This window comes from Mycobacterium sp. IDUB_24 (genome assembly GCF_055419385.1).
The window spans coordinates 444,887-461,420 of record NZ_JBVAXO010000004.1; the positions used below are offsets into that span (position 1 = coordinate 444,887).

Below are 16,534 nucleotides of genomic sequence, written 5' to 3' on the forward strand. Positions count from 1 at the left end.
CCGTGTTCGCCGGGGGTGAACGCCGCCCCATCAGCGGTGTAACAGTGTAATCATGTAATCATGACCAAACATCAACACCATCGCCGGTCCGCGGACGAGGCCGCCGAGTGGTTCGCGGGCCGATTGCCCGACACCTGGTTCACGGGCGATCCGATCGTGGTCGTCGACCGTGAGGAGATCACCGTCATCGGCCGGCTTCCCGATCCGGAAGAAGCCGAGACCAAAGCCCGTGCGTCGGGACGCGCCTCGAGGTTCCGGGAGGAGACGCGCGGCGAGCGCATGCGCATCGCCGACGACGCGCAGGGCCGTTTCGACCGTAAGGTCTCCTGGGGGGTGGAAATCAGTACCGGCGACGCAGAACCGGAGCGAATCCTGTTCACGCACATCGCTGTACCGGTGATGACCCGCCTGAAGCAGCCCGAACGGCAGGTGCTCGACACCCTGGTCGACGCCGGTGTGGCCCGGTCCCGCTCGGATGCCCTGGCCTGGTCGGTGCGCCTGGTCGGTGAGCACACCGAGGAGTGGCTGGACAAGCTGCGCGACGCCATGAAGGCAGTCGACGATCTGCGGGCCGAGGGTCCCGGCGCCTAGAGCCGCTCGATTCCCACGTACACCGACCCCAGTGCTGAGGTCTGCGAGAGCGGATCGATCGATGCCCGGTCGGCCAGCAGGTTGCGGTTGACGCCGTAGGACTCACGTGGGCTCCCGTGGCGAGGGTCGAATACCCCTGAGCCCCAGCCATGATCGAGGACGACGACGCCGCGCCGGGGCCGGTCGCTGAGGGCCGCTGTCACCTCCAGCTGTCCGACTGGTGAGACCACCCGCACCCGGTCGCCCGCCGTCACGCCGAGCGCCGCGGCGTCCTCGGGGTGCAGCAGTATCTCGTTGTCCTTGCCGCCGGGATGCAGGCCGGGCAATTCGTTCAGCCACGAGTTCATCGAGTGCCGTCGGCGCCGGTTACCGAGCAGGAATGGGAATCCTTCCGGCGCTTCGAGATCCGATGTGGTGAGCAGTTCGCGGGCCCGTGCCACGAACTCCGCGGGGGCCGCATGGACCTTGTGGTCCGAGGTGCGCAACGCTTCGCGGAACCGGCCGAACTGCCGCGGTCCGAGCACCAGGCCATGCGGGTGTGCCTTCAGTTCGCGCCAGGTGAGCTTGTGTCCGTCGACCTTTCGCGACGTCAGGATGATCAGCCGGTCCATCCAGTGCGGCCCGAACGCCAACCGGGGCCGCCGGGTCCGCGCCGCCAGCCGGCGCGTCGCGCGGACGAAGCCGTTGAAGCCCTTGGCGCCGAACAGCGGGCGGTGCATGGCGAGCGCCAGGTCGGTGAACACCCGCCACTCTTCGCGGGCACCTGCGGGTGGCTCGACGGCCTTCACGCCGTACTGCACATACGGCTCGTCGTGCATGCCGCTGGTGAAGGCCAGCAGATCGTCGCGTTCCAGCCAGTGCACCGCGGGCAGCAGCCAATGCGCGTGCCGGTGGCTCTCGCGTTGCACCAGGTCGATGGCCACCAGCAGCTCGAGCTGGCCCAGTGCCTCGTCGAGCCGGGCCCCGTCGGGCCCGGAGATCACCGGGTTACCGGAATTGATCAGCAACGCACGGATCTGGCCGCGGCCCGCCGTGGTGATCTCGTCGGGCAGCTCGGCCAGAGCGTGCGCCCCGGCCACCAGCTCGCGCCCGGCCACTCTACTGGTGTGCGGGCGGGTGGCCGCCAGACCGGCCAGCCGCAGCGTGTCGACATAGCCTGGTTCGAAGCGGCGCCCACCGGGGCGGTCCATCCGCCCGGTGACCAGGTTGAGCACATGACCCAGCCATTCGGCCACCGTCCCCGCGGTATGCAGTGACACCGCGGTGCGGGTGATCACCATCGCCCCTGGCGCCGAGGCGAATTCGCGTGCCACCCGCTCGATCAGCTCGGGGGCGATATCGCAGCGGGCGGCCAGATCGTCGAGGTCGGCATCGGCGACCAGGGCACGTAGATCAGGCACCCCGACGGCGAGCTCGGCGCAGTCGGCGCGATGCTCGAGCCCCTCGTCGAGGATCACCTTGACCATCGCCAGCAGCAGCGCCCAGTCCGCGCCGGGACGAACCGGCAGATGCAGGTCCGCGGCCTGCGCGCTCTCGGTGCGGATCGGGTCCACCACGACGATGCGGGCTCCCTGCTTCTGCCGGGCCAGCGCGCGGCGCCAGCCGCCCGGCACCGATTCGACCCAATTCCATGCGCTCACAGCCGGATTGGCGCCGACGATCAGGAAGTAGTCGCAATTGTCGACATCGGACACCGGCACCATCAACGGTGACCCGTACATGGCCTCGGCCACCACGTGCAGCGCGTTCTGGTCCACCGATCCGACGGCGTAGCGGTTGTAGGTGCCGATGGCGTCCAGCCAGGCGTTCATGAACACCAGATTCGACGACGAATACCCGGCCGGATTGCCGTAGTAGGCCGCCACCGCATCCGGGCCGTCCGCATCGATGATGTGGTTCATCCGTTGTGCGATATCGGCGATCGCCTCGTCCCAGGTCGCCTCGACATACGTGTCACCGACCCGGCGCATCGGCGCGAGGATGCGGCGCGGATGTTCCACCATCTGGCCGGCGGTGCGGCCCTTCGCGCAGAAATCGCCCCAGCTGTGCGGGTTCAGTTTGTCGGGGGCGATCTTGACGACGCGATCGTCCTCGACCGTCACCTCCAGACCGCAGGACGCCAGGCAGTACCGGCAGAACGTGTGCACGGTACTGGCGGTCATTACACCGACACTACAATTTGTAATGGAATCTGGAGGCTAAACCTGCGTCATCTCCCAGTACCGGCCATGCCGCGACATGAGTTCTTCGTGGGTGCCGCGTTCGATGATGCGGCCGGCGTCCATCACCAGGATCACGTCGGCATCGCGGATCGTCGAAAGGCGGTGGGCGATGATGAAACTCGTCCGGTCCCGGCGTAATTCGGCCATCGCATGCTGGATCAGCAGTTCGGTGCGGGTGTCCACCGCGCTGGTGGCCTCGTCGAGCACCAGCATGCGGGGTCGTGCCAGCACCGCACGGGCGATCGTGATCAACTGCTTCTCGCCGGCGCTGATGGCGCCGCCGTCGTCGTCGACGCGGGTGGCGTACCCGTCGGGCAGCGTGTGCACGAACCGATCCACATAGGCCGCCCTGGCCGCCTCGATCACCTCGTCCTCGGAGGCATCCGGCCGGCCGTAGGCGATGTTGTCGTAGATGGTGCCGCCGAACAGCCAGGTGTCCTGCAGCACCATGCCGATCGAGGATCGAAGGGACTGCCGGCTCACCGTCGAGATGTCCACACCGTCGATGAGGATCCGGCCGGAATCGACGTCGTAGAAGCGCATCAGCAGGTTCACACACGTGGTCTTGCCCGCTCCGGTCGGTCCGACGATCGCCACGGTGCTTCCGGGCTCGGCAAGCAGGGAGAGGTCCTCGATCACCGGGGTGCCGGGGAGATAGCTGAAGTTCACCCGGTCGAACTCGACGCGGCCACTGCGGATTTCCAGGGCCGGCTCCGGTTCGGGCGACTGCTCTTCGGCGTCGAGCAGCTCGAAGACCCGCTCGGCACTGGCGATTCCGGACTGCAGTGTGTTGTACATCCCGGCCACCTGGCCCAGCGGTTGGTTGAACTGCCGCACGTACTGGATGAACGCCTGAATGCTGCCGAGGGTGATCTGTCCTCCTGCCACCTGCAGACCGCCTACCACCGCAACGGCCACATAACTGAGGTTGCCGATGAAACTCGTCGCCGGGCCGACCAGACCCGAGAAGAACTGCGCCCCGATGCTGGACCGGTAGACCTCGTCGTTGAGTTCGTCGAACCGGCGCTGAGCCGCCTCCCGATGACCGAAGGTCTTGACGATGGTGAATCCGCTGTAGGTCTCCTCGATGTGAGCCGCCAGCCGACCGGTGTTGCGCCACTGCGCCACGAACAAGGGCTGAGAGCGACGGGTGATCCAGCGAGTCACCCACAGTGACAGCGGCACCGTGACGACGGTCAGCAGTGCCAGCAGGGGCGAGATGGTCAGCATCATCACCAGCACGGCGAACACCGTCAACACCGACGTCAGCAGTTGGCTGATGGTCATCGACACCGAGGTCTGCACGTTGTCGATGTCGTTGGTGACCCGGCTGAGCACCTCGCCGCGCTGACGGGAATCGAAGTAGGACAGCGGAAGCCGGTGGAGTTTGTCCTCGACCTCGGCCCGTAACGCCACCATGGTGCGTTGCACCGTGACGTTGAGCAACCGAGCCTGCAGCCAAACCAGCACCGCGGCAAGCAGATACAGGCCCAACGCCAGGGCGAGCGTACGGGCCACCGCCGCGAAGTCCACCCCTTGGCCTGGAACGACGTTCATCCCGGACAGCAGGTCGGCAAACGTGGTGTCTCCGCGGGCCCGGGCTGCCGCGATGGCCTGCTCCTTGGTCAGCCCCGCGGGCAGTTCGCGCCCGATCACTCCGTTGAACAGCAGATCGGTGGCGTGACCGAGAATCCGTGGGCCGATCACGCCGATCGCGATACCGCCCACCCCGAGCAAGACCACCGAGATCGCCAGACCCCGTTGCGGCACCAGCCGTTTGAGCAGGCGCAGGGCCGACCCGCGGAAGTCCCGGGTGCGTTCGACCGGCGCGGCGGGTGTGCCGCTGCGGCGCAGCACGGCCCCGGTCACCGCGGGCCCCCGGCGGTGACCGCCTGCGATGCGGCGAACTCGGCATAGGTGGGGCAGTCGGCGAGCAGCGTCTCGTGGGTGCCGAGGCCGACGATGCGGCCGTCGGAGACCACGATCACCTGGTCGGCCTCGATCACGGTCGAGATCCGTTGCGACACGATCACCACCGTGGCGTCGGCCGACACCTCGCGCAGGGCGGAGCGCACCCGGGCATCGGTGTGTACGTCGAGTGCCGATAGCGCGTCGTCGAACAGATAGATCGAGGGCCTGCGGATCACGGCGCGCGCGATCGCGAGCCGTTGGCGCTGCCCACCGGAGAAATTGATGCCGCCCTGGGCCACCGGGCGGTCGAGCCCGTCGGGGTGGGCCGCCACGAAGTCGTCGGCCGCCGCGATTCGCAGCGCCTCCCACATCTGTTCCTCGGTGAGTTCGGTTCCCGGAGCGGCGCCGTAGCGCAGGTTCTCGGCGACGGTTCCGGAGAACAGGTAGCCGCGTTGGGGGACCAGCCCGATCGATGCCCACAGCAGCTCGAGGTCGAGTTCCCGGACATCCACGCCGTCGATGCGGACCGCACCGGAGGTGACGTCGTAGAAACGGCAGATCATGGCGAGCAGGGTGGATTTTCCCGAGCCGGTGGATCCCACCACTGCGGTGGTGGTTCCTCTCGGCACGCGCAACGAAACCTGCTGCAGCACCGGTCGATCGGCACCGGGGTAACTGAACGACGCGTCGTCGAAGACGATCTCGCCTGTGACGGTCTGCAGACGGACCGGATCGGCCGGGCTGGTGATCCGTGGCCGGGTGGCCAGCACCCCGGTCACGCGTTCGGCGCACACCGAGGCACGCGGCAGCATCACGCCCAGTACGGCGACCATCAGCACGGCCATGAGGATCTGCATGAAGTACGCCAGAAACGCGATCAGCGAGCCCACCTGCATGTGGCCGGAGTCGATGCGCAGCCCGCCGAACCAGATCAGCGCGACACTGGAGATGTTGATCACCAGGGTGGTCGCCGGCAGCATGAGCGCCTGCCATTTCCCGGCTTCCAGCGCGGTGGTCGACAGGGCCTCGCTGGCGTCGGCGAAGCGCCGTTGCTCGACGGGTTCGCGGGCGAAGGCCCGGATCACCCTGATGCCGGACAGCTGATCGCGCATCACCCGGTTGATCCCGTCGATCAACCGCTGCATGCGGCGGAAGATCGGCATCAGGTGCCTGATGATCCAGTAATTGGTCAGTGCCAGCACCGGCACGCTCACCAGAAGCAGCCATGACAGTCCGGCGTCCTGGTGCAACGCCATCAGGATTCCGCCGATCGACATGATCGGGGCGGTGATCAGGATGGTGGCGGTCATCTGCAGGAGTTGCTGGATCTGGCCGACGTCGTTGGTCGTACGGGTCAGCAGCGACGGGGCGCCGAAGCGGCCGGTCTCCTCGGCCGAGAATGTGGTGACGTGGTGGAAGACCGACGAGCGCAGGTCGCGGCCGAAACTCATGGCTGCGCGCGATCCGAAGAACACCGCGCCGATCGCGCATGCCACCTGCAGACCGGTGACACCGAGCATCACTGCGCCGAGTTCGACGATGCGCCGGGTGTCGCCCTTGGCCACCCCGTCGTCGATGATGGCCGCGTTGACCGTCGGCAGGTAGAGCGACGCCAGAGTGCTGATCACCTGCAGTGTCGCGACTATGGCGAGCAGCCGCCGGTACGGCCGCACGTACTGTCGCAGCAGCGCCCAGAGCATCTGGCTACTCTCGCACACCGCGGGCTGACGGCAGTGTGCAGCCGCCGCCGTGTCCGGCTCGGTGAAAGTCCAGGTCAGTCGGTATGTCGTTATCGGGCATAGGTGTTACAGCTACAGTGCATGGCGTGACGGTCCGCACGGCCACCAAGCCACTACTCCGCAATGCCAGAGCCTTGGCGATATTGGCTGCGGCAATGGTCCCGGTGTTCGCCGGGTGCTCGACCGACGAGCCCACGTCCCCCCAGGTTCCGCAGACCGAGGCGCCGAGTGCCGGTGGCGCGGGTAAGCACGGTCCGCACTTTCCACACTGCGGCGGCGTGAGCGATCAGACGGTGACGGAGCTGACCCAAGTTCAGGGACTGGTCAACACCGCGACCAATTCCTCGGGCTGCCAGTGGTTGCAGGGCGGCAGCATCCTGGGCCCGCACTTCTCGTTCACCTGGTTCCGGGGCAGCCCGATCGGCCGGGAACGCAAGACCGAGGAGCTGTCGCGGACCAGCGTGGAGGACATCAACATCGAGGGCCACGGCGGTTTCATCGCCGTCGGGGAGAACCCGCTCAAGGCCGGTGACGTGAACCTGTGTGAGATCGGTATCCAGTTCGATGACGATTTCATCGAGTGGTCCGTGAGCTTCGACCAGAAGCCCTATCCCGATCCGTGTGAGGTCGCCAAGGAGCTGACCCGCCAGTCGATTGTGAATTCCAAATGATGACGCGACGGCTTGCCCCGCTGATGGGCGCGCTGGCGGTGTTCGTCGGGCTGACCGGGTGCACCACCACGGTTGACGGGACCGCGGCCAAGGAGGGCTCCGGTGGTGGGCCCAGCAACAACAAGTCCGAGAAGACCTATCCCAACCTGCTCAAGGAATGTGATGTCCTGACCACGGACATCCTGGCCAAGACCGTGGGTGCCGATCCGCTGGACATCCAGAGCACGTTCGTCGGCGCGGTGTGTCGTTGGCAGGCGGCCAACCCGGCCGGCCTGGTCGACATCACCCGGTTCTGGTACGAGCAGGGCAGCCTGGACAACGAGCGTCAGACCGCGGAGAAGCTGCAGTACGCGATCGAACAGCGCCGGATCGCCGGCGTGGATTCGATCATCATGAGGCCCAACGGGCTCAACGGGGCTTGCGGCGTGGCCAGCGATGCGGCCGGCGTGGTCGGCTGGTGGGTCAACCCGCAGGCACCGGGGATCGATGCCTGCCCGATGGCCACCAAGCTCATGGAACTGACGCTGGCCACCAACTCCTAGCGGGGCACGTGGAAACGCACCAGTGTCGCGCCGCCCAGTGCCAGCTGGTCCCAGGGGCCGTCGGTGCGCAGCACCGCGATCGCCGAGGTCGGGAACTTCAGTGAAATGCTCTCCGCAGCAGTCCGGTTGGAGCCGTCCGCCAGGCCGAGTGCCACCGCGGACATGGCGGGCTCGTGGCCGATCACCAGAACCGTCGACGGATCGCTGCCGAAACGTGACGCGACACCGTTGATCTCGTCGATGACGGTGCCCGGCCTGGCGTCGTAGATGCGTTCGGCGTACTGCACGGGCGCGTCGACGCCGGTGAGTTCCAATGTCTGACGGGTCCGCGTCGCTGTCGAGCACAGCACTGCGTCCACCTCGGCGATATTGGCCCGGATCCAGTCCCCGGCGAGCCCGGCTTCCCTGATGCCCCGCGCGGCCAGCGGGCGGTCGTGGTCCGCGACCCCGTCGGGGTAGCCCGACTTGGCGTGGCGCATCAGCAGCAGGGTTCTGATCGGACTAATCGGGTTAGCCATGCGTCATACGGTATCGGCAACCGGGCGGGGCCATGCCGCCGCAGGTCCCGGGACTTGTCGGCCCCCGGTTTTACACTCGCCTTGCTCGAAAGATGAGCCGACGAGAAAGGACGGGGCCGATGCGTTTTCTGCACACCGCCGACTGGCAGCTCGGCATGACCCGTCACTTCCTCAGCACCGGTGACGGCGAGGCCCAGCCCCGTTACTCGGCGGCGCGCCGCGAAGCGGTCTCGGCCCTCGGCCCGGTGGCCGCGGCCACGGGTGCGGAGTTCGTCGTGGTGTCCGGTGATGTGTTCGAGCACAACCAGCTGGCACCGCGGGAGGTCAGCCTGTCGCTGGAGGCCATGCGTGCCATCGGGGTGCCGGTGTATCTGCTGCCGGGCAACCACGATCCGCTCGATGCCGCCTCGGTCTACACCAGCGCGCTGTTCACCGCGGAATGCCCGGACAACGTGGTGGTCCTCGATCGCGCGGGGGTGCACGAGGTGCGACCGGGCCTGCAGATCGTTGCCGCTCCGTGGCGGTCCAAGGCGCCTACCTCCGACCTGGTGGGTGACGTGCTGGCCGATCTGCCCGCCGACGGGACCACCCGGGTGGTGGTGGGCCACGGCGGGGTGGACATCCTCGATCCGGACAAGGACAAGCCGTCGGTGATCCGGCTGGGCGTCGTCGAGGACGCGTTGGCGCGCGGTGCGGTGCATTATGTGGCGTTGGGGGACAAGCACTCCCGTACCGAGGTCGGGTCGACCGGCCGGGTGTGGTATTCCGGTTCACCCGAGGTGACCAACTACGACGACATCGAATCCGATCCGGGGCATGTCCTGGTGGTCGATATCGACGAGACCGATCGACACCGTCCGGTGCGGGTGGATTCGCAGCGGGTGGGCCGTTGGCGCTTCATCACGCTGCGCCGTGAGGTGGACACCGACCGCGACGTGGCCGATCTGGATCTCAATCTGGATCTGTTGGCGGACAAGGAACGCACCGTGGTGCGCCTGGCGTTGACGGGCTCACTGACCGTGACGGACAAGGCCGCGCTCGACGCCTGCCTCGACAGGTACGCCCGGCTGTTCGCCGCCCTCACCGAGTGGGAGCGGCACACCGAGATCGCGGTACTGCCCGCCGACGGCGAATTCGACGACTTGGGTATCGGCGGGTTCGCGGCGGCTGCCGTGGACGAGTTGGTGGCCACCGCCCGTACCGACGGGGCCGGAGCCGACGACGCGCGGGCGGCGCTGGGGTTGTTGCTGCGCCTGGTGGATCGGGGAAGTGCGGCATGAAACTGCACCGCCTGGTCCTGACCAACTACCGCGGCGTCGCCCACCGCGAGATCGAGTTCCCCGATCACGGTGTGGTGGTGGTCAGCGGCGCCAACGAGATCGGTAAGTCCTCGATGATCGAGGCACTGGATCTGCTGCTCGAGGCCAAGGACCGCTCGGGCAAGAAGGAGGTCAAGCAGGTCAAGCCGACTCATGCCGATGTCGGTGCCGAGGTGATGGCCGAAATCTCCACCGGCCCTTACCATTTCATGTACCGCAAGCGTTTTCACAAGCGTGCCGAAACCCAGCTGACCGTGCTGGCGCCGGTACGCGAGCAGCTCAGCGGCGACGAGGCGCACGAGCGGGTGCTGGCCATGCTCGCCGAGACCGTGGACACCAGCCTGTGGCAGGCCCAGCGGGTGTTGCAGTCCAGCTCGACCGCTCCGGTCGACCTGTCTGGTTCGGACGCGCTGGCCCGGGCCTTGGACGTGGCCGCGGGTGAGGCGGTGGCGCTCTCGGGAGACGAGCCGTTGCTGATCGAACGCATCGACGTCGAGTATCTGCGCTATTTCACCGCCACCGGCCGGCCCACCGGCGAGTGGGCTGCGGTGACCAAGCGACTGGCCGCGGCCGAGGAGGAAGTGGCGCACCGCGCCGCGGCGGTGGCTGAGGTCGACGATGCGGTGCGCCGGCATGCCGAACTCAGCATCGAGGTCGGCGAACTGTCCGCTGAACACGAAGCGGCGCAGGCCGGCCTGGCCGCGGCCCGTAAAGCGGCCGAGGCGGTTGCCGCGTTGGTGCAACGGCTCAAGGAGGCCGAGGTGGTGGCCGACGCGGCCCGGGTGGCGCAGGCGGCGGCGGCCGCCGCGCTCACCGCACGCCGGCGGCTGCGTGCCGACCTCGACGAGCGGGCCGCCACGATCACCGAACTGCAGGCCGCGCTCGACGTGGCCGACGATGAAACCACCACGGCCCGTGAGGTTCACGAGGTTGCCGAAGCCACGGCCCAACAGGCTCGGGTGGCAGCGCAGGAGTGCGAAGCCCGTGTGGAGGCCGCTCGCGGCACCCTGGCGCGGATGACCGACCGTGACGAGGCCGATCGGTTGACCACCCGGCTGAGCAAGATCGACGCCGCCGTGCGTGATCTCGACCGGGTCAAGCGCGAACTGGACGGGATCAAGCTCGACGATGCGGGGATGCGGGCCATCGAGGCGGCGGCAGCCGCCGTGGAACGCGCGGCGGGGCAGGCCGAACTCGCCTCGGCGCGTATCGAACTCGTGGCAGTCGCTGACCGCGATGTCCGGGTCGACGAGGCGCAGGTGTCCTTGGCGGCCGGCCAACCGTGGTCGGTCAACACCACCGCCGACACCGAGATCGACGTGCCCGGCGTACTCACCGTCCGCGTGGTGCCGGGAGCCCCGGCCGCGCAGACACAGGCCCGTCTCGACGACGCGCAGAATGTGCTGACCGCCGCGCTGGCGGCAGCCAGCGTCGACGGCGTCGATGCCGCACGGGTCCTCGACGGCCGGCGCCGGGAACTGCTCGGCAGCCGGGATCGGTTGCGCGCCACGGTCGAGGCCCTCACCGGGGATGACCAGCTGGCGGATCTGCGAGACCGGCTGGCGCAACTGCGTGCCGGGCAGCCCGATGAGGCCGGCTTGTTCGAGCTGGCCGGGCCCGCCGATATCGCGGCCGCCCGAAGCGAACTCGATACCGCGGTGGCGCTGCACCGCAAGGCGGTGACCGACAGTGAGACCAGCCGGAAGGTGGTCGCCGCGGCGGCCCAGAAGTTGACGGAGAAGTCGACCCGCCAGAGCGTGCTGCGGGAGAAGCTCACCACAGCGCAAGCCGAGTTGACGGTAGCCGGCGGTCGGTTGGAGCTCCAGCGGGCGCAGGCCGGTGACGACGAGTTGGCGGTGAAGGCCCAGGTCACCGACGAGGAGGCCACCGCCACCGCAGTCCGTGTGGCCGGACTGCGCACCGAACTGTCTGCCACTGCACCGGATTCGGTTAAGGCGGCGTTCGAGGAGGCGGTCCGCTGTGCCGAGGTGTTGGATACTCGCCACCGGGAGGCGGCCAACGGGCTGCGGGAGCTGGCGGCACAACTCAAGGTGTACGGCACCCAGGGGCGCAAGGGGCACCTCGATACCGCCGAGACCGAACGCGAGCATGCCCACACCGAGTACCTTCGGGTGCATCGTCGGGCCCGTGCCGCCGAGACACTGCGCTCAGTGATGGCGCGCCACCGCGATGCCACCCGTCAGCGCTACGCCGATCCCTTCCGCCTCGAGGTGCAGCGGCTGGGCCGGCTCGTATTCGGTGAGGATTTCGAGATCGAGGTCGACAGCGATCTCAACATTCGGACCCGCACGCTGGCCGGCCGGACGGTCCCGTACGAATCGCTGTCCGGCGGCGCCAAGGAGCAGTTGGCCATCGTCGCGCGGCTCGCCGGTGCCACGATGGTGGCCAAGGAGGACAGCGTGCCCGTCATCATCGACGACGCGCTCGGCTTCACCGATCCGGACCGGCTGACCAAGATGGGTGCCGTGTTCGACGCGGTCGGCGGGGACGGGCAGGTCATCGTGTTGACCTGCAGCCCGGAGCGGTACGCCGCCGTCGGCGGCGCGCACCACATCGAGTTGACCACCACATCGAATTAGCCGCGATCGGCCGCGCCGGGGCCATACACTCCGCCACGTGGAGGCTGACTACATCGTGGTGGGGACCGGTTCGGCAGGCGCGGTACTGGCGAATCGGCTGAGTACCCAGCCGGACGTGTCGGTGCTGGCCTTGGAGGCCGGGCCGCGCGACCGCAACAAATTCATCCATATCCCTGCTGCATTTTCGAAGCTGTTCCGCAGCGAAGTCGACTGGAATTACCTGACCGAGCCCCAACCGCAGCTCGGCGGTCGCCAGATCTACTGGCCGCGTGGCAAGACCCTGGGCGGCTCGTCGTCGATGAACGCGATGATGTGGGTACCGGGTTTCCCCGCCGACTACGACGAGTGGGGCGAGCACGCCGGTGCCGACTGGAATTACGCCAGCCTGGAAAAGTACCTGAAGCGGATCGAGGCCGGGCCGCTTGTCGTCGCGGCGCAGCGCAGTCCGCGCAGTTCGACGGCAGCGTGGCTGACCGCAGCCAGGGAATGCGGGCACGACGGGTTCCGCGAGACCAGGGTGACTCAGCGTCGCGGCGCCCGCTGGAGTACCGCCGACGCCTATCTCAAGCCGGCGTTGCGCCGCCGAAATCTCGACCTGGTCACCGAGGCCACCGTCACCCGGATCGTCTTCGCCGGAAACCGCGCTGTCGGAGTTGAATTCGAGAAGGGCGGTGTTCGGGATGTGGTGACGGCACGCCGCGAGGTCATCCTGTGCGGGGGTGCGATCAATTCACCGCAGCTGCTGATGCTGTCGGGCATCGGCGACCGTGATCAGCTGGCCGGCCACGGTATCGAGGTGATCCGGCACGCGCCTGGCGTGGGTGGCAATCTGCTTGACCACCTGGTGGTTCCGTTGGGATTCGAGGTCCGCGACGACAGCCTGTTCGCCGCCGAGAAGCCGTTCGAGCTCGTCAACTATCTGGCCAGGCGCCGGGGCATGCTGACCTCGAATGTCGGTGAGGCTTACGGGTTCGTCCGCAGCCGGGCCGAATTGGACCTTCCGGACCTGGAGCTGATCTTCGCTCCGGCTCCCTTCTTCGACGAGGGCATCGGCGATCCGTACGGTCACGCCATCGTGATGGGACCCATCCTGCTCAAACCCCGCAGCCGTGGCACCATCACGCTGGCCTCCGCCGACCCGATGGACAAGCCGATCATCGACCCGCGCTACCTGAGCGACGAAGCCGACCGAACCGCGCTGATGGCCGGCCTGCGGATCACTGCCGAGATCGCCCAGGCCCCGGCTCTGCGGGACGTGATCGGCAAGGTGGCCCGGCCGCTCAATGCCTCCACGCTGGATGACGAGACACTCATGCGTGCACTGGAATCGGTGTCGCACACCCTCTATCACCCGGTCGGCACCTGCCGCATGGGCAGCGATGAGGACAGCGTGGTCGACCCTCAGCTCCGGGTCCGGGGAGTCGAGGCGTTGCGGGTCGCCGACGCATCGGTGATGCCGACGCTCATCCGCGGTCACACCCACGCGCCCAGTGTGTTGGTCGGCGAGAAAGCGGCCGACCTGATCGCGGGCTGAGGCACTCACACCCTGCGATTTGTGGAGTCTCAGCCGCGCTCAGCACGGTTGAAACTCCACAAATCACCAGGGAATCAGAAGTAGGCGTTGGCCGGAATGGGCGTGCCGTGCAACAGGTTCTGGCCGATCACCCGTGCCTTGTAGGCCACCGGGTTGTGCAACGTGATGGTGCGGATGTTGCGCCAGTGCCGGTCCAGGTTGCGCTGCCGGGAAGCTGCGCTGGCGCCACCCAGCTCCAGCAGGCGGGTGGCGGCCTCGGGGGCGACGTCGTCGAGGTGCACTTTGACTTTGGCGACCTTGAGTTGGGCTTCCGCGGCGAGCCGCGCATCGGGCACCGCGGCGAGCCGCGCATCGGGCACGCCGTCGACGGCAGAATCCGTGGCAGCGCCGATCGCCGCCGCCGCGTCCAACACGGCGGCCCGGGCGACGTAGGCCGTGCTGGCCAGAACGCCGAGCTGGCGTTGCAGCAGGGGATCGTCGGTGGGCCGCTCGGTGACGGCGTGGCTGAAGTTGCGTTCTCGCGAGCGCAGCAGCGCCACACCGTCGTCGACGACATTGGCCAGGATGCCGGCGACGACCGCGTGGATGAACAACTGCAGCGCGGCGTACTGGACGGTGGGCACCGGTTCGGCGTCATATTGTGTGTCGGACAGAATCTCGTCGGCCGCGACCGCGACATCGGTGAGCGTCGTGGTGCCGGTTCCGGTGCGGCGCTGGCCGAATCCGTCCCAATCGTCGACGAGCCGTACTCCGTCACGGTCGGTGGGCACCAGGACGTTGGCCACCGAGTCGTGATCGGTGGTGGCGGTCACGGTCAGATAGTCCGAGAACAAGGTGCCGGTGCTGTAGTACTTCTCGCCGGTGAGCCGGAAGGCGCCCGGGTTGTCGGCGTCGGCCAGCAGCCGGGTATTGAACACCAGGCTGCCCACCGCCAGGGAGCCCTTCTCACTGAAGGCGTTGCCGAAGAGCTTCCCCCCGGCGATCTTGCCCAGCCAGTGCTTGGACACCGGATCGTCGGCGCTGCGCAGGCGTTCTTCGGTGAACCAGAAGTGGGTCCGGAAGATGTGGGCCACGATGGGATCGGCCTTGGCCACGTCGATCACCGCGGAGAACAGCTGCGGCACAGTGAATCCGGCGCCGCCGAGGGTTTCGGGCAGGCGGAGGGTGCCAAACCCGGCGCGCTTGAGCGCGGCGACCTGGTCGAAGGGATTCTCGTCGTTGAGGTCGCGGTCCTTGGCGCCCGCAGCGATCGAGGCCAGCAGGTCATCCCATTCCGGTGTACCGGGCAAAACACGGGTCACGTTCTCGACGGTGGTCATGGCACTGTTGTATCCGCACCGGCTATCGGTGGGCACGCGTTTGGATCAGCCCGAACCTAAGGCAGGAACCCGCAAGCCGTACCGGTAGGTGGTCAGGTACTCGGCGATCACCGGAGCCCGGACCTCGGCTGTGTGCGGGATGGTGATCAACAGCGCGTAGAGGCCGACCAGAAATGACACGCCGTTGTGCATCACGTCCACTTCGGCCGGGATCTCGCCGCGCTCCTGAGCCCGCTGTAGCTCCTCGACCAGCGCGACGATCACAGGGTGACGGGCCCATTCCTCCGACGGTGGCCGGGTGGTGGAAAAGTGCAGGGCCAGAAAGTCTTTGAACAGACGGTCGCCCAGGCGTCGTTCGAGTTTCTCGAGCATGCGTACGGATTCGGACAGGGTGGCGCACACGTCGTGCGGCGTGTCGAAGAAGCGGCTGAGCTCGGTCGCCATGCGAAGTTGCTCGCGCTGCTCCAGTTCCACCAGGACGTGTTCCTTGGTGGGGAAGTGGAAGAAGAAGGTGCCGTGAGCGACGCCGGCGGCCGACGCGATCGCGGCGGTGTCGGCCGCGGCCATGCCGTTGTGTTTGAACTCGGAGATCGCTGCGCCCAACAATCGCTCCCGTGTCTGCAGGCCCTTGCGGCTGCGTGGCGATCCGGTGAGCACAGTCCCGATGCTATGACATCAGGAAACTGACTGTACTCAGTATCGGTCTTTCATTTCTTCCGGACTGCCGCTACGGTTTCGACAACGATCGGTTCTGACTGGAGTCAGTTTTGGAGGTTGGCGTGCAGATCCTGGAGCAGGTTCAAGACCTGCCGAAAGCCGGCAATATCAAGGCCCAGTGGGTGAGCCTGTGGACCGGGCCGGCGGTGGGTGTGGTGCTGGTGGTGGCGCTGCTGGCGTTCCCCGGCTTCTGGCCACCGATGTCGCCGACCTGGAATGCACAGCAGGTCGCCGAGTTCTACGCCGATCACACCGCGTGGATCCGGTTCAGCCAGGTGACGTTCAACCTGTGCGGCATCCTGATTCTGCCGTTCTTCATGGTGATCGTCGTCCAGATGAAGCGCATGAAGGGCCAGACCCACGTATTCGCCTACTGCTATCTCACCGCGGTGGTCAGCGGTGCCACCATCTTCGCGCTGTCCAATGTCTTCTTCCTGGTGGCCGCGTTTCGTCCGGACCGCAGCCCCGAGCTGGTCATGCTTCTCAACGACCTGGCGTGGATCGTGTTCGTCGCGCCGGTCGGCATGGTGGTGTCACAGTTTGTGCTGCTGGCCGTCGCGGTCCACTTCGACAATGGGCCCGCCCCGGTGTTTCCCCGCTGGGTAGGGCATTACTCGCTGGCCACCGCGGTGGCGATGGTCCCCGCCGCCGGCGCGGCGGTGTTCCAGACCGGGCCGCTGGCCTGGGACGGCGTGCTGTCCTTCTGGTTGCGCAACGGTGCTTTCGCCCTCTTCGTCATCGTGATGTTCTTCGTGCTGCGCCGTGCGGTGATCAGCCAGGCGGTGTCCGAGGGCGTCGCCGAAGGAAGGGTTCAGGCGTGACCGTCCTGACCCAGGCGCCACCGGGCAGGC

Annotated in this window: 13 protein-coding genes; 7 read left to right on the top strand and 6 right to left on the bottom strand. The window is 67.4% G+C overall.

What is annotated here, in order from left to right:
- The first annotated feature begins 60 nt into the window (after nucleotides 1-60).
- Nucleotides 61-591: a hypothetical protein gene (locus tag ACZYZF_RS17480; protein WP_463836350.1), complete on the top strand. Its 531-nt coding sequence runs from the start codon at nucleotides 61-63 to the stop codon at nucleotides 589-591.
- Here the strand turns inward: ACZYZF_RS17480 and ACZYZF_RS17485 are convergent.
- From ACZYZF_RS17485 to ACZYZF_RS17495, 3 genes are read right to left on the bottom strand one after another with little or no spacing between them, the layout of a single operon-like run.
- Nucleotides 588-2,753 (bottom strand): molybdopterin-containing oxidoreductase family protein, encoded by a 2,166-nt coding sequence (locus ACZYZF_RS17485; protein WP_463836351.1) that lies wholly within the window; start codon nucleotides 2,751-2,753, stop codon nucleotides 588-590. The genes ACZYZF_RS17480 and ACZYZF_RS17485 overlap by 4 nt on opposite strands.
- A 36-nt stretch (nucleotides 2,754-2,789) precedes the next feature.
- The gene (locus tag ACZYZF_RS17490; RefSeq protein ID WP_463836372.1) at nucleotides 2,790-4,712 is read right to left on the bottom strand and encodes an ABC transporter ATP-binding protein; all 1,923 of its coding nucleotides are present in this window, start codon (nucleotides 4,710-4,712) and stop codon (nucleotides 2,790-2,792) included.
- On the bottom strand, nucleotides 4,679-6,424 hold the full coding sequence (locus ACZYZF_RS17495; RefSeq protein ID WP_463836352.1) for an ABC transporter ATP-binding protein: 1,746 nt from the start codon (nucleotides 6,422-6,424) through the stop codon (nucleotides 4,679-4,681). Before ACZYZF_RS17495 ends, ACZYZF_RS17490 begins: the two co-directional genes overlap by 34 nt.
- A 116-nt stretch (nucleotides 6,425-6,540) precedes the next feature.
- Here ACZYZF_RS17495 and ACZYZF_RS17500 point away from each other — a divergent pair, with 116 nt between their 5' ends.
- Both ACZYZF_RS17500 and ACZYZF_RS17505 read left to right on the top strand, forming a co-directional pair.
- Nucleotides 6,541-7,134 carry a DUF3558 domain-containing protein gene (locus ACZYZF_RS17500; RefSeq protein ID WP_463746484.1) on the top strand — a complete coding sequence of 198 codons (594 nt, stop codon included), beginning with the start codon at nucleotides 6,541-6,543 and terminating at the stop codon, nucleotides 7,132-7,134.
- Entirely contained in the window at nucleotides 7,134-7,676 is a 543-nt protein-coding gene (locus tag ACZYZF_RS17505) for a DUF3558 domain-containing protein (protein WP_463746485.1), read from the top strand. The genes ACZYZF_RS17500 and ACZYZF_RS17505 overlap by 1 nt, the downstream gene beginning before the upstream one ends.
- Here ACZYZF_RS17505 and ACZYZF_RS17510 read toward each other — a convergent pair.
- Nucleotides 7,673-8,194 (bottom strand): SixA phosphatase family protein, encoded by a 522-nt coding sequence (locus ACZYZF_RS17510; protein ID WP_463746486.1) that lies wholly within the window; start codon nucleotides 8,192-8,194, stop codon nucleotides 7,673-7,675. The two genes, ACZYZF_RS17505 and ACZYZF_RS17510, sit on opposite strands and share 4 nt — an antisense overlap.
- A 119-nt stretch (nucleotides 8,195-8,313) precedes the next feature.
- Between ACZYZF_RS17510 and ACZYZF_RS17515 the strand changes: the two genes are divergently transcribed.
- The 3 genes from ACZYZF_RS17515 to ACZYZF_RS17525 are packed head-to-tail and all read left to right on the top strand — an operon-like array spanning nucleotide 8,314 to nucleotide 13,647.
- The gene (locus tag ACZYZF_RS17515) at nucleotides 8,314-9,474 is read left to right on the top strand and encodes a metallophosphoesterase family protein (protein ID WP_463746487.1); all 1,161 of its coding nucleotides are present in this window, start codon (nucleotides 8,314-8,316) and stop codon (nucleotides 9,472-9,474) included.
- Nucleotides 9,471-12,113, top strand: a complete 2,643-nt coding sequence (locus ACZYZF_RS17520) for an AAA family ATPase (RefSeq protein WP_463836353.1) — start codon at nucleotides 9,471-9,473, stop codon at nucleotides 12,111-12,113. The genes ACZYZF_RS17515 and ACZYZF_RS17520 overlap by 4 nt, the downstream gene beginning before the upstream one ends.
- A gap of 37 nt (nucleotides 12,114-12,150) precedes the next feature.
- Entirely contained in the window at nucleotides 12,151-13,647 is a 1,497-nt protein-coding gene (locus ACZYZF_RS17525) for a GMC family oxidoreductase (RefSeq protein ID WP_463746489.1), read from the top strand.
- 74 nt (nucleotides 13,648-13,721) lie between these two features.
- Here the strand turns inward: ACZYZF_RS17525 and ACZYZF_RS17530 are convergent, their stop codons facing one another.
- Nucleotides 13,722-14,966 carry an acyl-CoA dehydrogenase family protein gene (locus tag ACZYZF_RS17530; protein WP_463746490.1) on the bottom strand — a complete coding sequence of 415 codons (1,245 nt, stop codon included), beginning with the start codon at nucleotides 14,964-14,966 and terminating at the stop codon, nucleotides 13,722-13,724.
- A 45-nt stretch (nucleotides 14,967-15,011) separates the two neighbouring features.
- Complete coding sequence (locus ACZYZF_RS17535) at nucleotides 15,012-15,623, bottom strand: TetR family transcriptional regulator (protein WP_463746491.1); 612 nt, start codon at nucleotides 15,621-15,623, stop codon at nucleotides 15,012-15,014.
- Nucleotides 15,624-15,745: 122 nt separating this feature from the next.
- Between ACZYZF_RS17535 and ACZYZF_RS17540 the strand changes: the two genes are divergently transcribed.
- On the top strand, nucleotides 15,746-16,504 hold the full coding sequence (locus ACZYZF_RS17540; protein ID WP_463746492.1) for a hypothetical protein: 759 nt from the start codon (nucleotides 15,746-15,748) through the stop codon (nucleotides 16,502-16,504).
- The last annotated feature ends 30 nt before the right edge of the window (nucleotides 16,505-16,534 follow it).

Bases quoted from the DNA above. Each gene is read 5' to 3' on its own strand.
- ACZYZF_RS17530 (WP_463746490.1), bottom strand. From the start codon at position 14,966: ATGACCACCGTCGAGAACGTGACCCGTGTTTTGCCCGGTACACCGGAA.
- ACZYZF_RS17505 (WP_463746485.1), top strand. From the start codon at position 7,134: ATGACGCGACGGCTTGCCCCGCTGATGGGCGCGCTGGCGGTGTTCGTC.
- ACZYZF_RS17480 (WP_463836350.1), top strand. From the start codon at position 61: ATGACCAAACATCAACACCATCGCCGGTCCGCGGACGAGGCCGCCGAG.
- ACZYZF_RS17515 (WP_463746487.1), top strand. From the start codon at position 8,314: ATGCGTTTTCTGCACACCGCCGACTGGCAGCTCGGCATGACCCGTCAC.
- ACZYZF_RS17510 (WP_463746486.1), bottom strand. From the start codon at position 8,194: ATGGCTAACCCGATTAGTCCGATCAGAACCCTGCTGCTGATGCGCCAC.
- ACZYZF_RS17520 (WP_463836353.1), top strand. From the start codon at position 9,471: ATGAAACTGCACCGCCTGGTCCTGACCAACTACCGCGGCGTCGCCCAC.
- ACZYZF_RS17495 (WP_463836352.1), bottom strand. From the start codon at position 6,424: ATGCTCTGGGCGCTGCTGCGACAGTACGTGCGGCCGTACCGGCGGCTG.
- ACZYZF_RS17485 (WP_463836351.1), bottom strand. From the start codon at position 2,753: ATGACCGCCAGTACCGTGCACACGTTCTGCCGGTACTGCCTGGCGTCC.